This is a genomic window from Salinimicrobium oceani (assembly GCF_012037645.1).
In genome coordinates this window covers 159,778-176,555 of record NZ_JAAVJR010000004.1, presented here as the reverse complement: position 1 = coordinate 176,555, position 16,778 = coordinate 159,778, and the positions used below count along the sequence as shown (strand labels likewise).

The 16,778-nt window shown below is 42.2% G+C and carries 18 protein-coding genes; 9 read left to right on the top strand and 9 right to left on the bottom strand.

Annotated features, from left to right (window positions below; all coding sequences use genetic code 11):
• The first annotated feature begins 46 nt into the window (after positions 1 to 46).
• From HC175_RS08755 to HC175_RS08730, 6 genes are all read left to right on the top strand, one after another.
• On the top strand, positions 47 to 925 hold the full coding sequence (locus HC175_RS08755; protein WP_168138109.1) for a cell division protein FtsX: 879 nt from the start codon (positions 47 to 49) through the stop codon (positions 923 to 925).
• A gap of 423 nt (positions 926 to 1,348) precedes the next feature.
• On the top strand, positions 1,349 to 1,603 hold the full coding sequence (locus tag HC175_RS08750; RefSeq protein WP_168138108.1) for a DUF3098 domain-containing protein: 255 nt from the start codon (positions 1,349 to 1,351) through the stop codon (positions 1,601 to 1,603).
• A gap of 2 nt (positions 1,604 to 1,605) precedes the next feature.
• Positions 1,606 to 2,406 carry an undecaprenyl-diphosphate phosphatase gene (locus tag HC175_RS08745; RefSeq protein WP_168138107.1) on the top strand — a complete coding sequence of 267 codons (801 nt, stop codon included), beginning with the start codon at positions 1,606 to 1,608 and terminating at the stop codon, positions 2,404 to 2,406.
• A gap of 1 nt (position 2,407) precedes the next feature.
• Entirely contained in the window at positions 2,408 to 3,112 is a 705-nt protein-coding gene (gene truB, locus HC175_RS08740; RefSeq protein WP_168138106.1) for a tRNA pseudouridine(55) synthase TruB, read from the top strand.
• A gap of 2 nt (positions 3,113 to 3,114) precedes the next feature.
• Entirely contained in the window at positions 3,115 to 3,837 is a 723-nt protein-coding gene (locus HC175_RS08735; protein WP_168138105.1) for an energy transducer TonB family protein, read from the top strand.
• Complete coding sequence (locus HC175_RS08730) at positions 3,837 to 4,412, top strand: DNA-3-methyladenine glycosylase I (protein ID WP_168138104.1); 576 nt, start codon at positions 3,837 to 3,839, stop codon at positions 4,410 to 4,412. The genes HC175_RS08735 and HC175_RS08730 overlap by 1 nt, the downstream gene beginning before the upstream one ends.
• Positions 4,413 to 4,469: 57 nt before the next feature.
• Here HC175_RS08730 and aat read toward each other — a convergent pair whose 3' ends face one another.
• From aat to HC175_RS08715, 3 genes are all read right to left on the bottom strand, one after another.
• Positions 4,470 to 5,108, bottom strand: a complete 639-nt coding sequence (gene aat / locus HC175_RS08725) for a leucyl/phenylalanyl-tRNA--protein transferase (RefSeq protein ID WP_168138103.1) — start codon at positions 5,106 to 5,108, stop codon at positions 4,470 to 4,472.
• Between the two features lie 62 nt (positions 5,109 to 5,170).
• Positions 5,171 to 5,542, bottom strand: coding sequence for a DUF3127 domain-containing protein (locus tag HC175_RS08720; RefSeq protein WP_168138102.1), 372 nt, complete (start codon positions 5,540 to 5,542; stop codon positions 5,171 to 5,173).
• A gap of 1 nt (position 5,543) precedes the next feature.
• On the bottom strand, positions 5,544 to 6,422 hold the full coding sequence (locus tag HC175_RS08715) for a flavin reductase family protein (protein WP_168138101.1): 879 nt from the start codon (positions 6,420 to 6,422) through the stop codon (positions 5,544 to 5,546).
• A 111-nt stretch (positions 6,423 to 6,533) separates the two neighbouring features.
• Between HC175_RS08715 and HC175_RS08710 the strand changes: the two genes are divergently transcribed.
• Positions 6,534 to 7,694 (top strand): sensor histidine kinase, encoded by a 1,161-nt coding sequence (locus tag HC175_RS08710; RefSeq protein WP_168138278.1) that lies wholly within the window; start codon positions 6,534 to 6,536, stop codon positions 7,692 to 7,694.
• Here the strand turns inward: HC175_RS08710 and HC175_RS08705 are convergent.
• From HC175_RS08705 to greA, 3 genes are all read right to left on the bottom strand, one after another.
• Complete coding sequence (locus tag HC175_RS08705; RefSeq protein ID WP_168138100.1) at positions 7,678 to 8,088, bottom strand: acyl-CoA thioesterase; 411 nt, start codon at positions 8,086 to 8,088, stop codon at positions 7,678 to 7,680. The genes HC175_RS08710 and HC175_RS08705 overlap by 17 nt on opposite strands.
• Positions 8,088 to 8,477, bottom strand: coding sequence for an HIT family protein (locus tag HC175_RS08700; protein ID WP_168138099.1), 390 nt, complete (start codon positions 8,475 to 8,477; stop codon positions 8,088 to 8,090). The genes HC175_RS08705 and HC175_RS08700 overlap by 1 nt, the downstream gene beginning before the upstream one ends.
• Before the next feature lie 106 nt (positions 8,478 to 8,583).
• Entirely contained in the window at positions 8,584 to 9,060 is a 477-nt protein-coding gene (greA, locus tag HC175_RS08695; protein WP_168138098.1) for a transcription elongation factor GreA, read from the bottom strand.
• 101 nt (positions 9,061 to 9,161) lie between these two features.
• On the opposite strand from greA, the gene HC175_RS08690 reads away from it, so the two are divergent.
• Entirely contained in the window at positions 9,162 to 9,605 is a 444-nt protein-coding gene (locus HC175_RS08690) for a Rieske (2Fe-2S) protein (protein ID WP_235942564.1), read from the top strand.
• 62 nt (positions 9,606 to 9,667) lie between these two features.
• Here the strand turns inward: HC175_RS08690 and HC175_RS08685 are convergent, their stop codons facing one another.
• On the bottom strand, positions 9,668 to 12,025 hold the full coding sequence (locus HC175_RS08685) for a TonB-dependent receptor (protein ID WP_168138096.1): 2,358 nt from the start codon (positions 12,023 to 12,025) through the stop codon (positions 9,668 to 9,670).
• A 299-nt stretch (positions 12,026 to 12,324) separates the two neighbouring features.
• Between HC175_RS08685 and HC175_RS08680 the strand changes: the two genes are divergently transcribed.
• Positions 12,325 to 14,739: a hybrid sensor histidine kinase/response regulator gene (locus HC175_RS08680; protein WP_168138095.1), complete on the top strand. Its 2,415-nt coding sequence runs from the start codon at positions 12,325 to 12,327 to the stop codon at positions 14,737 to 14,739.
• Here the strand turns inward: HC175_RS08680 and HC175_RS08675 are convergent.
• Complete coding sequence (locus tag HC175_RS08675; protein ID WP_168138094.1) at positions 14,729 to 16,072, bottom strand: sigma-54-dependent transcriptional regulator; 1,344 nt, start codon at positions 16,070 to 16,072, stop codon at positions 14,729 to 14,731. The genes HC175_RS08680 and HC175_RS08675 overlap by 11 nt on opposite strands.
• A 252-nt stretch (positions 16,073 to 16,324) precedes the next feature.
• Positions 16,325 to 16,687, bottom strand: coding sequence for a hypothetical protein (locus tag HC175_RS08670; protein ID WP_168138093.1), 363 nt, complete (start codon positions 16,685 to 16,687; stop codon positions 16,325 to 16,327).
• Between the last annotated feature and the right edge of the window lie 91 nt (positions 16,688 to 16,778).

Sequence of the window (16,778 nt, the reverse complement as noted above, 5' to 3'; positions counted from 1 at the left end):
GATTGATTTACTTTCTTATTTTTACACAAATTTACGCAGCCGCCCTATGAGTTCATCTTTTGAAAAGTATCAAAAAAGACGTCTTATTTCCTCCTATTTCTCTGTCGTCATTAGTATTGCGTTAGTTCTTTTTTTACTGGGTTTGCTGGGCCTTCTGGTGCTTAATACCAAAAAAATTGCAGATCATTTCAAAGAACAGATCGCTCTCACCATTTATCTCAAGGACACAGCGAAAGAGGTAGAGATCAACCAGTTGAACAAGAGTCTTGCTTTAGCAGAATACACGAAATCCACAACTTATGTGACTAAAGAGGAAGCGGCCGAAGCTCACAGCAAGGAAATTGGAGAAGATTTCATGGAATTCCTCGGATATAATCCACTTCAAAATTCCATAGATGTATATCTCAAAGCCGATTATATCACCTCTGGTGAAATCAACTCCATTGCAGATGAATTAACCGCAAAAAGTTTTGTTGATGAAGTGGTTTATGACAAACCCCTTATCTCCCTGCTCAATGAGAATGTTACAAAGATCAGTTTTTGGATCCTGGCGATAAGTGCAATCTTCACGTTTATTGCTGTTCTGCTTATCAATAGTTCCATAAGACTTTCTGTTTATTCAAAAAGGTTCATCATCAAGACCATGCAAATGGTAGGAGCTACAAAAAGATTCATTAGAAAACCTTTTATCTGGAAGAGTGTTAAACTAGGAATGATAGGGGCTGTTTTGGCCTTGATAGGAATGGCGATAGTTCTGTATTACATGAACAATAGTTTTCCCGAGCTGGAACTGCTGAATGACACCAGTCTTCTTGCAGCACTTTTTATTGGTGTTTTCCTAATGGGAATCTTAATAACCTGGCTAAGCACCTTTTTTGCCACCCAGCGCTTCCTAAACCTGAAGACCGATGAGTTGTACTACTAGGTTTTTTTCCACAGATGCACGGATAATTCTTTAAAAGGACCGAAAGCCCTATCTTAGAAAAAAGTTAGCATAATTAACTCTAGTCTATTAAACTAGAGACTATACAACTGTTTATTTTGAAACAGCTACACAGATATCCTTAAATAGAAGAAATATTTAAGAGCAACTAATAGTAATCTCTCCATAAGGCAGAAAAAGAAACATCCATGCATCCGTGGCTCCTTAGAAGATTGAAAACTAATATTCCTTTTTTTGACCACCGGAAGGGCTTTATAGTCACTGCACTAACCGCTTTAAAAAGAAACATTAGTGTAACCGTGGCAAATAATTTTGATTGAAGACTATTATTAGAATGACCATTAAAAATGCTATTTTTGACACCTCATTCACCCGGTGCATACGTGGCTCATTAACAGGAAAAGCATGAAAAAAGACAAGAAACCACTTCACAAACAAGATCTTAATTTCGTTTTTGAAAAGAAGAACTACGTAATTATGGGAATTGGTCTGGCGGTTATTGCGCTGGGTTTTATCCTCATGGCGGGAGGCGGCAGTAATGATCCAAATGTCTTTAATCCAGAGATCTACAATTTTAGAAGAATACGCCTTGCTCCAACCTTGGTCCTTATTGGCTTTGGAATTGAGGTTTACGCCATTCTTCTTAACCCCAGAAAATAACAATGGAAGTCATTGATGCTGTATTCCTTGGAATCATCCAGGGCCTTACTGAATTCTTACCGGTTTCATCCAGCGGACACCTCGAGATAGGAAAAGCGCTGCTTGGGGATCACACCATTCCAGAAGAATCTTTAATGATAACGGTAGTACTACATTTTGCTACTGCTTTAAGCACAATTGTGGTTTTTAGAAAGGATGTTTTTGACATTTTTCGTGGGCTGTTTTCGTTTAAATGGAATGAGGAAACACAATTCTCACTAAAGATCATACTGTCCATGATTCCTGCTGTAATTGTTGGACTTATGTTCGAAGAGGAACTAGAGGCGCTTTTTGGCGGGAATCTCACTTTTGTAGGTTTTATGCTCTTGATCACCTCCTTATTGCTTTGGCTGGCCGATAAGGCAAAACATACAGGAAAGCCGGTTAGTTATAAAGACAGTATCGTAATAGGCGTGGCCCAGGCAATTGCCATTTTACCGGGAATTTCGCGAAGTGGGGCAACGATATCGACGTCTGTTCTGCTGGGAAATGACAAAGGCAAAGCAGCGAGATTTTCTTTTCTTATGGTAGTTCCTCTTATTTTAGGAAAGATCGCAAAAGATCTTATGAGCGGAGATCTCGCCAGTTCCAGTATTGAATTTATGCCGCTCCTGGCAGGATTCATTGCAGCTTTTATTGCAGGTTTTGCTGCCTGCACCTGGATGATCGCGCTGGTAAAGAAAAGCAAACTTTCCTACTTCGCCATTTATTGCTTCATAGTTGGAATTATCGCCATTACCTGCGAATATTACTTTGCTGCTTAAGATGACGGAAGAGGAATTCAAAACCGGACAGATCCTGTTATTCGACAAGCCTTTGGAATGGACTTCCTTTCAGCTTGTGAATAAGGTGAGATGGTTGATCAAGAGAAATTTCAGGATCAAAAAGATCAAGGTAGGCCATGCAGGGACTCTGGATCCACTTGCAAGCGGATTATTGATCCTTTGCACCGGTAAATCTACCAAGCTTATAGAAGGCCTTCAGGGGCAGGAAAAAGAATACACCGGCACCTTTAGTCTTGGCGGCACTACGCCCTCTTATGATATGGAGACCGAAGTAGATCAAACTTTTCCGATAGATCACCTGACGGAAGAAAAAATTCGGGAGGCAACAAAATCCTTTCTCGGCGACATTCAGCAGCAGCCACCAGTGTTTTCAGCATTAAAAAAGGACGGAAAGAGGCTTTATGAATATGCCCGAAGTGGAGAGGATGTGGAGATCCCTGCACGAGCGGTGAATATATCGGCCTTTGAGATCACCAAAATCGAACTACCAGAAGTGCATTTTCGAGTAGTATGTAGCAAAGGCACCTATATTCGCAGCCTCGCCCATGACTTCGGAAAAGCACTTGACAGCGGCGCCTATCTCTCCTCTCTTCGCCGCACGCGAATTGGAGAATACCGGGTGGAAAATGCCTTAACAGTAGATTCCTTCATAAATGAGTATCTTTCGAGAGAGGAAGAGACTTAACAATGGATTTTTTTGATAGACATAAGGCCCTGATCATCACCATCCTTATCTTTTCGATATTGATCCTGTCCATGTACAATATCAATATCTCCAACGAATCGAAGAAAATAAGAGAGACGCTTATTGAGCTGAACAACATTCCTCCCACTCCACCGCCGCAGGAACAACAACCAGTAGAACCTGAACCCCCTGCGCCTCAACCTCAGCGACCCAGTTTTGAAACCCACAGAGCATTTAATCAGAATCAACAGGAAAGTCAGGGTAACCTTGAATCCAGGCTCGATGAGATCTTTCAGAAGAATTCGGCCCAGCAGGAAGCATCGGAAGAGAACGCCACCGAACCTGCCAGTGGAGATGTAGCCCTGAACAATAACAAAACCTCCGAAAGAAAAAAAGCTTCTGAAGGTGATAACAGCAGCAAAGACACTTCAGTAAAAAAGGGAACTATGAGAAACAGCTCTATTTCTTTTTCCCTGGTGGGGCGAAGTGCAGTAGACATTCCAAATCCTATTTATACCTGTGACAGGCGTGGTCGTGTGGTGGTTAATATTACAGTAGACGCCAGGGGAACTGTCATTAGCACTTCAATTAATAAAAATGCTTCTTCTACTACCAACGAATGTCTTACAGACATGGCTTTGGAATATGCTGCAAATGCCAGATTTTCTCCGCTTGCCGGAAGAAATTCGCAGCCCGGTACAATAACTTATAATTTTCAGAACTAATGGAAGAAAAGATTCGATGTGGCTGGTGCGTTGGCGACAAGCTCTATGAAGACTACCATGATAATGAGTGGGGAGTCCCGGTAAGAGATGATGCTTCCCTCTTTGAATTTTTGACGCTTGAAACATTTCAAGCTGGGTTGAGCTGGATCACTGTGCTTCGGAAAAGGGAGAATTTCAGACTGGCTTTTGATAATTTCGACTACAGGAAAATCGCGGACTACTCAGAAGAAAAGCAACTGGAACTCATGCAAAACAGCGGAATTATTAGAAATGGCGCTAAAATAAGAGCTGCCATTAGTAACGCTACTGCATATATGGCAATACAAAAAGAATTCGGAAGTTTTTCTCAATATATCTGGAGCTTTGTAAATAATGAGCCCATCCAGAACAACAGGGAAGACCTTAAGCAGGTTCCTGCCACAACTGTCGAAGCTGAAGCCTTGAGCAAGGATCTTAAAAAGCGAGGTTTTAAATTTGTAGGTCCTACGGTGGTATATGCCCATATGCAAGCTACAGGAATGGTGAATGATCATATAACCGAATGTTTTAGACATTCTGAGGTTAAGAATCTTTAAAATCTCCCGGTGAAATACCTGTCAAAAATGTCATTTTTGACAGCTTTCTTTCAGCATCTATTCCAGGTACTTCAGGAATTCGCTTCTGGGAATTTCACCCGCTCCCAGGCTTTCCAGGTGAGGAGTATAAATTTGACAATCTATTAATTTCACACCTTCGGCTGCTAGTTTTTGTACCAGGTGAATAAATCCGGCTTTAGAGGCATTACTTACTCTACTGAACATGCTTTCTCCACAAAAGATTTTCTGTTCCTGGAGGAAAATCCCGTAGAGGCCGCCTACCAGTTGATCTTCCTGCCACACCTCCACAGACCGGGCTATTCCCATATGATGTAATTCAAGGTAGGCCTGTTTCATTTCGGCTGTGATCCAAGTTCCGGTTTGCCCTTCCCGCTGAATATTTGCACATTGATCCATGACTTCAGAAAATTCGCTGTCAAAACTCACTCTAAAAACTTCTTTTTTGAGAAGTTGTTTCATGCTTTTGGAGATCTTGAGGTTTTCAGGGAACAACACCATTCTGGGATCGGGGCTCCACCATAAAACTGGCTGCGAACTATCATACCAGGGGAAGATTCCGCGGGAATAGGCGGCTATGAGCCTTTTAGGAGACAGATCACCCCCATAGGCCAGCAAGCCTTCCTCGGAAGCGGTTTCCACTGGCGGAAAATCATCTTTTGGTCTTAGAAATTTCACCTTCCGAAAATAAAAAAAGCCCGACACTTATAGTATCGGGCTTCAGAATATTATTCTATTAATTAAAAAGGAAGATCGTCGTAATCTTCATCATTAAGGTCGTTGGCAGGTTCAAATTGATCGGCAGGGGGAACTGGTGCACCACCCTGAGATTGCGCTGCAAGATTCTCTATTCTCCAGCCCTGCACAGAATTAAAATATTTGGTCTCTCCCTGAGGGTTCACCCATTCGCGACCTCGCAAGTTTACGCCGATCTTCACCGGTTGTCCCACTGCATAATTATTCAAAAGATCACATTTATCCTGTACAAATTCAACAAGTATATGTTGAGGATACTGCTCCTCTGTAGTTACCACCACCTCACGTTTTCTAAAGCCATTGCTTCCAAAAGTCTGGGTTTGTCCAATCATCTTAATTTTTCCTTGTACTTCCATATCACACGTTTTTTGCTAATAATATTTTCCAGGCTGTCCCCGGATCGTCGTTTTCTAAATATTGTTTGGCCTTCAAATGAATTTTCTCTTCCTCGTTCTCCTCGATCAATTTTGAAAGCTCGTCATTATTCTTCAGTAGTGCCTTAACCTCCTGCGCCGTTGGCAACTTCTCCACATTTCCAAGCCTCCCGAGGTCATTTCCAGATAAGTATTTGCTGTTCCTGATTTCTTCAGCAATAGCATCTATTCCTATTCCAAGGGTTTGTAGCGGCTTTGGCACCTCAAACATGCTAGGAGTAGCCCTGGTGTACCAGTTCCCTCCCATTCTTGCCACGAGGTCAATTTTGTGCTGATCAATATAACCCTTTTCATCTAAAATTTCTTCCTGAATATGCATTTTTAGCACCTCACAGATCACAAGATTCCCTGCACCGCCTTCTTCGCCTAATTCCACTACTTCATTGATCCTGCATTCAAAATGCACCGGAGATTCCTTGACCCGAAATGGCCTTACCACTTCAGATCGAACCATGGTCAAACCCGCTTTTTTAAACTCATTGACACCTTCAGCATATTCTGTGCTCGAAAGAGAAACCTGCTGTACAATGTCATAATTTACCACATTGATCACCACCTCTCCCGTAGCTTTTGCGTTGTTGTAAGTATGTTTAACAGTATTGTCTCTTCCGCGGCGTGCCGGTGAAAAAATAAGTATCGGCGGATTCGCTCCAAAGACATTGAAAAAACTAAAAGGAGATAAATTTGGTCGCCCCTGCTCATCAATGGTACTGGCAAAGGCTATTGGGCGTGGGCCCACAGCCCCCAGTAAATATTGATGCATCTGGGCTACAGGTATTTCTTTAGGATCTATCGTCAGCATTAAAAATATTTTGTCAAAGGTAACGAAACAGGTCAAGAAGTGAAAAATACCCTGTACAATATTAGTTCCCTTAAAACGCTTATATTTATTGACAAATTAAGTTTGCCCTACATGAGGTTTTCAGACAAACGAAACTTTCGCCGCTGGTTTATTACAGTTTCTTCCCTCATTATCATCACCCTCATTGTTTGGAATGCTGTTGCCTTTTTTCAGCGAATAAAAGAAGAGGAAAGACAAAAGATGAATATCTGGGCAGCTGCGCAGGTTTACCTCGACCAGGCAGATACCGACACGAATCTCGACCTGCACCTTGCCATTATCAACAGCAATTCCAGTATTCCTACAATTCTTGTAGATGAGAATGGAGAAATAAAAGGCGCTATCAATATTCCAGAGGAGATCGCCTCAAATGAAGACAGGCTGCAGGATTATTTTCAGGACCTAAAAGGCTCTAATGAACCTATAGCCATGGATCTGGGAGAGGGAAGGGTGAACCAGGTCTACTACGGAAATTCTCCCATGCTCAACAAGCTTAAATATTTTCCTCTGGTGCTCATAATCATCATCATCCTCTTTATCTCGGTGATCTATTTCTTCTATAAGACCACCAAAAGCAGCGAACAGAATAAATTATGGGCAGGAATGGCAAAGGAGACTGCTCACCAGATAGGAACGCCGCTTTCTTCTCTCATTGGCTGGACCGAGATCCTAAAGACAGAAAACGTCAATTCCACCTATATTATTGAGATCGAGAAGGACGTTGACCGCTTGAGAACCATAACCGAGCGTTTTTCCAAAATAGGTTCGTCTCCTACGCTTGAACCGGAAGATATTGTCGAAAAAACACGGGAGTCTTTCGAATACCTCAAAGCCAGAAGTTCGAAACTCATCAATTTCAGCCTTGACCTCCCTGAAGAAATTATTCTTGTAGAGATGAACGCACAGCTCTATAGCTGGACAATTGAAAACCTGGTGAAAAATGCGATAGACGCGATGAAAGGGAAAGGATCTTTAGAGATAAAACTAAAGCATGACCCTAAAAACGTGCATGTTCTTGTTAGTGATACAGGAAAAGGAATTCCAAAAAGCAGTTTTAAAAGGATCTTTGAACCTGGCTTTACCACCAAAAAAAGAGGCTGGGGCCTGGGTCTTTCCCTTGCCCGCAGAATCATTGAAAAATATCACCGCGGGAGGATCAGGGTATTGAAAAGTGAGATCAACAAAGGAACCACTATCGAGATACTCCTGCACAAGGCTAATACTGCTGCATAACCTCCTTAAGTTCGAGCGGAAGAGGCAGGGATTTATCATGGGTGAAATCAAAGAAAACGGCAATATCCCTTCCTTCAGCACAAATTTCACCTTTGTCATTCAGGATCAACTGGTCTAAGGCAAAACTACTGTTCCTTATATAAGCCAATTTGGTCTTGACCGTTGCAGTACCGGGATAAAAAAGCGATTTCTTAAAATCGCAGTGGGTCGACACCAGGATGGCTCCTTTATTTGATTCAGAAAACATTTTTGCCAGTCCGGTTGCTTCCCAGAAGTTCACCCTGCCCGATTGAAGGAACCTGATAAAAGTGAGATTATTCACGTGCCTGTACATGTCGAGATCACTAAAATCGATTCGCAGGTCCAGCGACAGCTTATACTCTGAAAGATCCACTAAAGTTGCGCTTTTATGTTTGCTGCAATCTGCCGGAACTCCTCCTCTTCCAGGGAAACACTTTGTGCAAAGTTCATGTCTCCCATATTGTTCAGCGGGATTAAATGTACATGTACATGTGGCACCTCAAGCCCCACTACTGCCATTCCAACACGCTTACACGATACTGATTTTTCAATAGCTTTGGCAACTTTCCGGGAAAAGGCCATTAGCCCCAAATAGGTTTCCTCATCAAGGTCAAAGATCTTATTTACCTCTTCCTTTGGAATACAGAGGGTGTGGCCTTTGGCATTGGGTCGAACATCAAGGAAAGCCAGGAACTTTTCGGTTTCCGCCACCTTATAAGCGGGTAATTCTCCATTGATGATCTTTGTGAAAATGGTTGGCATAGCTTTTAATTTTTTGAGATAACAAGTTAATATTTTCAACTTAAAACAGGAGCATAAAAAAATCCTTTCACAAGGAAAGGATCTTTAAAACCTCTTTTTTGACACCTTAGTCCCGCGTGATCTCCAGGATCTCGAATTTCATAATTCCGGCAGGAACATTGACCTCTGCGATGTCACCCACCTTTTTCCCTAATAGACTTTTTCCTATAGGGCTGTCAACAGATATCTTACCTGCTTTAAGATCGGCCTCACTTTGGGCTACGAGCTTATACTTCACCTCAGCAGCATTTGTTTGGTTTTTGATTCTAACCGTCGAATGAACCAGCACCTTGGAAGTGTCAAGTTGTGACTCGTCAATTAGCCGTGCATTTGAATACACCTCTTCCAGCTTTGCAATTTTCATCTCCAGAAGACCCTGGGCTTCCTTCGCTGCATCATATTCAGCATTTTCACTAAGGTCTCCTTTGTCACGAGCTTCGGCAATGGCCTGCGAAGCTTTTGGACGCTCTACATCTCTAAGTTGATTAAGTTCGTCTCTTAATTTCTTTAGCCCTTCTGCAGTATAATATGATACTTTACTCATAATTTCGTCGTTTATATAAATAGAAAAAATCCCATTCGCAGACGGGATTTCAAACAAATATACTAAATTAAAATATCCAGTACAATTATAATCCTGTAGCTTTGAAAAAACCTTTTATGCAGCGCATTTTCTTAATTTTTTCCCTGATCTTCATTTTTTTAGGATGTTCTTCAGATGATGATCTTCGTCAGAATCCATATCTGCCTCACCTGAACTTCTCTGTCAATTTCGACCTGAGCCTTCCCGAATACAATCAGCTTAATTTCCCCGGAAATAAATATGTCACCCGCAACTACGGAATAAACGGCATCGTAATTTTTAACCTCAACAATGACCAGTACCTCGCTTTTGAGCTTACAGATCCAAATCACGTACCCCAAACCTGTTCTTCGCTGACTGTTACCGGAACTGAAGCTTCCTGTTCCTGCGGAGATGGTAATAAGTACACCATAATTACCGGCCAACAAATTGCAGGGGAAGGAGAATACTCTTTAAAACCTTACCGGGCCCAGAAAATAGGTGGCGTGCTGCAGATCTCTAACTAAATAAGACAAAAAAAGGGCATTTTTGAAAGGTCTCAAAAATGCCCTTTTTGGAAGTATATTTTTTAAAACTTCAGGGTCATTCCTAAGAGGAAATTTCGTGTCGCCTGCGGGTAATAACCTGCACCATCGTAGGTCACTCCATCCCAGTCATAGGTGTAATAATAACCATTCGAAACATATTCTTCACCAAAGATGTTATTGATCAATCCAGTAAACACAACTTCTTTAAATAAAGGCGCAGTACTCCAGCTGTATTGTATGTTGAAATCATTGACAAAATAACTTTCAAGCAAAGAAGCCTCATTTTCGAGATTGCTCATATACTGTTCCCCTACATATTTGCTGAGAAATTTCAGCTCCAGTCCATTTACAGGACGATATTCAAGAATGTTTCCGGCAACCACACCAGGAGAATAGGAAATATCTGTTTTTCCGAAGTTTTGCAACTCGCCATTCCATGAGGCAATCCACTCGTCGTTCTTATTTCGGCTAATGGCGATGTTGGGCCTCCAGGTCACTTTTGAATGCAAGTTCACCGCGGCATCGATTTCTAATCCTAATCTATAACTGTTCCCACTATTTCTTCTAATTGGCGCTCCCACATCATTGAGCTCCCCGGTAAGCACCAGTTGATTGCGGTAATCCATATAATAGAGATTGGAATTAAGTTGAAATTTTCCTGAAAACAACCTCCAGCCAAGTTCAAAATCATTTAACTCTTCTGGCTCCGGATTTCCAGCCTCATAATCAGATCGGTTTGGCTCTCTGTGTGCCCTGGCAAATGAAAAATAAAGTCGGCTGTTGTCTGAAAATGAATATGTGAGGCCAGCCTTCGGATTAAAAAAGGTGTGGCTGTCATCAACAACAAATGGAACATTCTCTTCCTCAACTCCTTCCACTTCATAATGAATTCTGCGTAACTGAAGGTCGCCATAAAGACTAAGTTTATCTGAAATCGCCACCGTAGCTTTCCCAAACATATTAAAGTCGCTTTTTTGGGAACGGTTGTCGTAATACCGCTCCAAGGGAAGGCTGGGTGCGAAACGAGTAAAAATGATTTCCCCAAAATGATCTCCTTCATAGTTATTCCATGCTCCTCCAAAAATAATTTCGAGGTCTTGTTGGTTGTATTGAAGGTTAAATGTAGTACCATAAAAATCATTTACCAGCCACTTTCTTGTCACCAGGTCACTTGTGGTGATCTCTTCCTCGTTAGCGTTGAAAGGCTGCAGTCCATATTCCTCCAGGTCACTTTCGGCTCTGTAGGATTCATAAAAGCCCCTGCCATAGGTGTAATGCAGCGCTAAATTTGAAGACCAGCCATTTCCATAGCGTTCATTCCACAGCAGTTGAAAATGATCCTGCTTGTAATCATCAACATGATCCTCGTAAAATTGAAGATTACCTTGATCATCCTTATAAGCCCCAGCCGGATTAAACCTGCGATTTTCCCCTAACTGGTCTGCATCGATCCCATCCCAGGCCTGGTAGGTGACTTCACTTCCGCCGAAGGTTAGCGCCTTTATCAAACTTGTTTCGCCGACATAAGTCCCCTGAAAGAAGTAGGATTTGAGATCTGTTGAAGCACGATCAATATAACCGTCACTTTTTATTACTGAAGCTCTTCCGCTGAACTCCCAGTGATCATCGAAAATTCCAGTACTGAATTTTACTGTGTGCTTATGGGTATTATAAGACCCAAAACTATTCGCTATTTCTGCGGAAGGTTTATAATTATAACTATCGGTAAGTACATTGAGACTTGCTCCAAAAGCTCCTGCCCCATTCGTTGATGTCCCCACGCCACGTTGCAGCTGCAGGTCTTCTACCGAGGAAGCAAAATCTCCAAGATTGACCCAGAAGGTGCCCTGGCTCTCTGCATCATTATAAGGAATTCCATTTATAGTAACATTAATTCCCCTGGCCTCTGTTCCGCGAACTCTCAAACTGCTGTAACCAATTCCGGCACCTGCATCACTTGTAGTGACTACGTTTGGCATGTACTGCATCAAACTGGGGATATCCTGCCCTAAATTCCGATCTTCGATCTCCTCATTAGAAAGATTGCTGTAAGTAATCGGTGAACTGGCTGTCACTCTCACTGCGGAAAGGAACACCTCATCAAGAACCTCCTGGGCACTGCTCATGTCCACGTTCAGAATGAGGTCTCCTTCGACTTCGACTCTTACCCGTTTTTGATTTCCGAAGGAAAAGATCAGATAATGAACACCTTTGTTAAGGAGCAGGGAATAATTTCCCTCAGAATTTGTTTGTGTAAAGCGGGAAGTTCCTTCTATCTTCACCAGGACTCCGGGAATTGGAACTTCTCCGTTTGTTACTGTACCAGAGACCTCAAAGTCCTGAGCGACCCCGCTGACAGTGAAAAGAAAAAAACTGAAAAATAAGAAAACATGTTTCATTCGTAATAAAAATGGTTTACGAATAAAAGGGGCTGTTATTCCTGTTGTTATTAAATAAAAAATCCTGATAACCTTATTAAGGCTAACAGGAGTGCGATACTTAGAAGGTGCAATTTTGCACCTGTCCCTTGGCAGCATTACCTGCCCAGGTTCTTTGGGTATGATCTCAGCTTTCTCCTGCTACTGCAGGATTGGCACCCCTTTGAGACGCCGCAAAGGTAAATGCTTTTTTTCGATTTAACCTAATTTTTGAATGTTTAGAAAAGAAAGCATATAATTTTACAACTTCAGGCTCAGCTATGGCTAAAAAAAGGTCTTCCATAACATTTACGGTATTTGCCGGATATTTTATTCTAACCATCCTTATGGGACTTGGGGTGTGGTTCATTTATAACCAGATCATCAATTACGCGAGCATGACCGAAAGGAGTTCTGCAGGAAATCAAAAGCTGCTCCTTGTGGGCGAGGCCGCCACTAAACTTTATGAAGCAGAAAGCCTAAGCAGGCAATTGATACAAACCGGAAATCTCGAAGGACTCGACAATTACACTGCAAAGATCGATTCTATCAAAACCACGCTGGTTTCTCTTCAGGATTTTAGAAGCGATAGTTCTCTCGATCGCGAAATTGACAGCATTAATATTCTTTTATCCCAAAAGACCAGCAACCTTAAAGAACTTCTCGAGCTAAGAGCAAGGGGCGAAACCGATTCCTATTATTCAAGAGTACTGAATGAACTTCAGCGTGTAGATGAAAATTTTGAACGGCGAAATTATGAGCAGCGCTTTAAGGACCTGCAACCGCATCAACGCCAGCTCCTCATAAAACTACTGCAATATTCAGATGCAGAAAATCCGGAACCGGCAGGGATCACCATAGATTCTTTAGTAAACTCAGTAAAGACCGTTTTAAGCCAGCTCGAAACCAGAGAACGCAGATATCGTGCTGCATTAAAAGCTCAGGAAGACCAGTTACTGGCTAATGAGGTACAACTGAACAGCAAGTTGCGAATTCTCTTTTCGACCCTGGAAACCGAAGAAAGACTCAACTCCTTAGACCAGGTTGCGGCCTGGCAGGAGACCGTAGAGGAAACTTCCCAGATCATCGCTGTTCTTGGAGCTGCAAGTCTTATCGTTATTCTCACCTTCGTTTTTCTGGTCACCCAGGATGTTATAAGGAGTCAGCGATACAGAAAGGAGCTGGAAGCGGCCAAAACTTATGCAGAATCTCTCCTGTCCAGTCGGGAGCAGTTCATGAATACTGTTACTCATGACCTGCGATCTCCACTGAACTCGGTGATAGGTTACACCGGGCTCCTGGAGAAAAGTGGCCTGAATAAATCCCAGAATCGGTACCTGAGCCAGCTGAAGAAATCTTCAGATTACCTTTTGCACCTGGTCAACGACCTGCTTGATCTCTCCCGACTGGAAGCCGGGAAAATGTCTATTGAAGAACTGGCCTTCAATCCTAAGAATCTAATTGAAGAAACTGTCGAAAATGCCGTTCCGCCAGAGAAACCACGCGAGGTTAAAGTAATTACCGAGGTCGATGAAGAGCTTGACAGAGCAGTGATCACAGATCCTTTCAGGATCAAACAGATCCTCACAAACCTGGTGAGCAACGCCTGTAAATTCACGCCTAAAGGCAGCGTGGAGGTAAAGGCATGGTTAAGGCAGGCTCGCAGAAATCCCGTTTTATGTATAGAAGTAAAAGATACCGGAATAGGAATTTCAGAAGCCCAAAAAGAGAAAGTATTTGAGGAATTCTCGCAGGAAGACAAAAGCATTGAAAAACGCTATGGCGGTACGGGTCTTGGCCTTGCTATCAGCAAAAAACTTACAGACCTGTTACAGGGAAGGATAAGCCTTGAAAGTGAACCTGGTAAAGGCAGCACCTTTCTGCTGGAGATCCCAGTAGAATATGCTCCACAGAAGGAATCTCTGCCTTCCCAATCAGCAATCCCATTAAATGACCCAAAAAAGTTTTCGGTACTCATCGTGGATGATGAACCGGCACAGCTTGGACTTTTAAAGGAATTGATACGCAGCACCGGAATGTCTTTTACAACTGCCAAGAACGGCAGGGAAGCACTGAAAAAACTGGAATCTTCCCTCCCCGACCTGGTGCTGTCAGATATTCAAATGCCAAAGATGGACGGCTTTGAGTTATTGAAAAAAATAAAGGAAAATCCGCATTTTCAACACCTCCCCGTTATTGCGCTTTCGGGACAGCCAAACGTAAGTCCTGCAGACTATCTAAAAATGGGTTTTAGCGGAAGTCTTCTAAAACCGTACTCTTCTCAAAAACTTTTGAAAATGATTGGCGACCTGCTTCAAATTGAAGTTCCAACAGAAGGCCATTCCAAAACTTTCCCTAAAGATCGGGATAAAATTTACAGCCTGAATGAGATAAGAAGTTTTGCGGGAGACGATTCAGAAGCTATGGATGCTATATTAAAAGCGTTTATAGAGAGTACAAGGGCAAATATAGTAGCACTTGAAATAGCCTGTGAAAGAGGGGATGAAAAGAAAGTGTCGGCAGTTGCACATAAAATGCTGCCAATGTTTCGGCAACTACAGGTGTCTAATATTATTGCTGACCTTGTAAAGTTGGAAAACTCCGAGGGAAAGGTCCAAGAAAAAGTAGATACGCAGCTTTTAATTTCCAGGATCAATGAGCTTCTCTCGCAGCTGGAACAGGAAATTAAAGGTTAATGTCGTACTGTTTAAGTTTATTATAAAGCGTCTTGCGATCTATAGAAAGTAACCTCGCGGCCTTGCTTTTGTTACCATGAGTTTTTTCCAGGGCGTCGAGAATAAGTTCCTGCTCATTTTTACTTTTGAACAAGCTGAAATTCTGTTCTTCCTTAGGTTCATTTTTCGCCGCCAGTACTTCGGAAGGAAGGCAGCTGGAAGAAATATATTCTGTGTTCGACAACAACACAGCTCTCTTCACCACATTTTTAAGCTCCCGCAAATTACCGGGCCAGTGGTAAGCTTTAAAGGCTGCTACGGTTTTCTCTGAAAATCCGGCTATGTCCTTTTCAAGTTCCTGGTTTGCATGGTCAAGGAAATAATTGGCAAAAATCATAAGATCTTCTTCCCGGTCTTTGAGAGACGGCACCTTTATGGAAAATTCATTAAGACGGTGATAGAGGTCTTCTCTGAAATCTCCCTTTTTCACCAGCTCAAAAAGATCTTCGTTTGTCGCCGCGATCACCCGAATATTTACGTGGATCTCTTCATTACTCCCTACCGGTTTGACCTTTCGCTCCTGCAGGGCTCTTAGTAACTGAACCTGTAGTTCATAATTCAGATTTCCTATTTCATCAAGAAAGATCGTACCGCCATTGGCAGCCTCAAAATGCCCGGTCTTATTGTTTACTGCACCCGTAAAAGACCCTTTTACGTGCCCAAAAAATTCGCTGGACGCCAGCTCTCTTGGAATAGCACCACAATCTACAGCTACAAAAGGTGCAGAATTCCTCTTACTTTTATCGTGAATGCTTTTAGCTATCTGCTCTTTTCCTGTCCCGCTTTCGCCCATAATAAGCACAGACATATTGGTAGGCGCGACAAGATCAATGTAATTATTCAATTTAGCAGAAGCCTCACTCCCTCCTTTGATATAAGTAGCCTCAGGTCTTACAGTCTCTGCCTTTGGAGATCCTCGCATCTGTGAACTCCCGCTCTCCTGTAAGGCTTCATTGATCGCCTTCATAATCACTTCTGGATGAAAAGGCTTTGCAATATAATCTAAGGCTCCTTCCTTGATCGCGTTTACAGCCATGCTTATTTCAGCATAACTTGTCATCATGATCACTCCTGTCTTTTCCCCTTTTTTGTTGACCGCCTGTAGAATTTCCAGCCCCTCTTTATCTGGTAAGCGAACATCGGAGATCACTACATCATATTTATGTTTAGCCACCATGGTTAAGGCCTCTGTTGCAGTGTAAACGGCATCAACTTCGCATTCTTTTTTAACCAGGAATGTCTTGAGCATTGTACAAAATGCCACATCATCTTCAACTAAAAGAATTTTAGCCATAGGGTTTTAAGGATTATTGACAAAATTAGAGTTTTATGTACCTCAAAAACCAAAAATAAGCATAAAAAAAGGGAGCTAATACAGTTAGCTCCCTTTTTGAAATTTTACCCTAAGCGGGTTCATTTTATACTCCATTTTATCAGACCACCGGCTACTATAATTCTACTCTAAAAAATTATATAGATCTAACACATGTCCAGTCGGTGATGCTGCCACCAGGAGTCGGTTTCTCCTAATTAGGGTGGTTAGGATCTACTCTTGATCCTGGTTCTCATCATGCTTCTTCTCTTTGTCTATCCAATTTCCCTGTGCATCGGCGTATAGTTCCTTTTCTTCACCTTCGGCAGTTGTAACTTTCAATTTGAATTTTTGTTCTCCTTCATGTTCCTTAACGTGCGCTTCAGCAATTGTTGCTCCGGCGAAATCGCGCTCTACAGCTTGTTGTACTTCGGCAGGAAGTTCCTCTATTTCTATTTGTCTGAAATCATCCTGCACCCTTTGAGTTACTGTTTCTTCTACCTCAACATTGGCCTGCGCTACTTCCTGTGCAGAAACTGTTTGAGTAGAGAATATTAATGCAGATGCTGCTAGTACGGTAAGACATATCTTTTTCATAGTTCAAAATTTAAGTTTTAAATTCTAGTTTTAGTTTCTTTCCTAATCCTATTGGAAAAAGTAGGCCAGATTTTTTGGCCTACGTCTAAAC

Coding starts and splice junctions, on each gene's coding strand:
- HC175_RS08755 (WP_168138109.1), top strand. CDS start 47: ATGAGTTCATCTTTTGAAAAGTATCAAAAAAGACGTCTTATTTCCTCC.
- HC175_RS08750 (WP_168138108.1), top strand. CDS start 1,349: ATGAAAAAAGACAAGAAACCACTTCACAAACAAGATCTTAATTTCGTT.
- HC175_RS08745 (WP_168138107.1), top strand. CDS start 1,606: ATGGAAGTCATTGATGCTGTATTCCTTGGAATCATCCAGGGCCTTACT.
- truB (WP_168138106.1), top strand. CDS start 2,408: ATGACGGAAGAGGAATTCAAAACCGGACAGATCCTGTTATTCGACAAG.
- HC175_RS08735 (WP_168138105.1), top strand. CDS start 3,115: ATGGATTTTTTTGATAGACATAAGGCCCTGATCATCACCATCCTTATC.
- HC175_RS08730 (WP_168138104.1), top strand. CDS start 3,837: ATGGAAGAAAAGATTCGATGTGGCTGGTGCGTTGGCGACAAGCTCTAT.
- HC175_RS08720 (WP_168138102.1), bottom strand. CDS start 5,542: ATGGAAGTACAAGGAAAAATTAAGATGATTGGACAAACCCAGACTTTT.
- HC175_RS08715 (WP_168138101.1), bottom strand. CDS start 6,422: ATGCTGACGATAGATCCTAAAGAAATACCTGTAGCCCAGATGCATCAA.
- HC175_RS08710 (WP_168138278.1), top strand. CDS start 6,534: ATGAGGTTTTCAGACAAACGAAACTTTCGCCGCTGGTTTATTACAGTT.
- HC175_RS08700 (WP_168138099.1), bottom strand. CDS start 8,477: ATGCCAACCATTTTCACAAAGATCATCAATGGAGAATTACCCGCTTAT.
- greA (WP_168138098.1), bottom strand. CDS start 9,060: ATGAGTAAAGTATCATATTATACTGCAGAAGGGCTAAAGAAATTAAGA.
- HC175_RS08685 (WP_168138096.1), bottom strand. CDS start 12,025: ATGAAACATGTTTTCTTATTTTTCAGTTTTTTTCTTTTCACTGTCAGC.
- HC175_RS08680 (WP_168138095.1), top strand. CDS start 12,325: ATGGCTAAAAAAAGGTCTTCCATAACATTTACGGTATTTGCCGGATAT.
- HC175_RS08675 (WP_168138094.1), bottom strand. CDS start 16,072: ATGGCTAAAATTCTTTTAGTTGAAGATGATGTGGCATTTTGTACAATG.
- HC175_RS08670 (WP_168138093.1), bottom strand. CDS start 16,687: ATGAAAAAGATATGTCTTACCGTACTAGCAGCATCTGCATTAATATTC.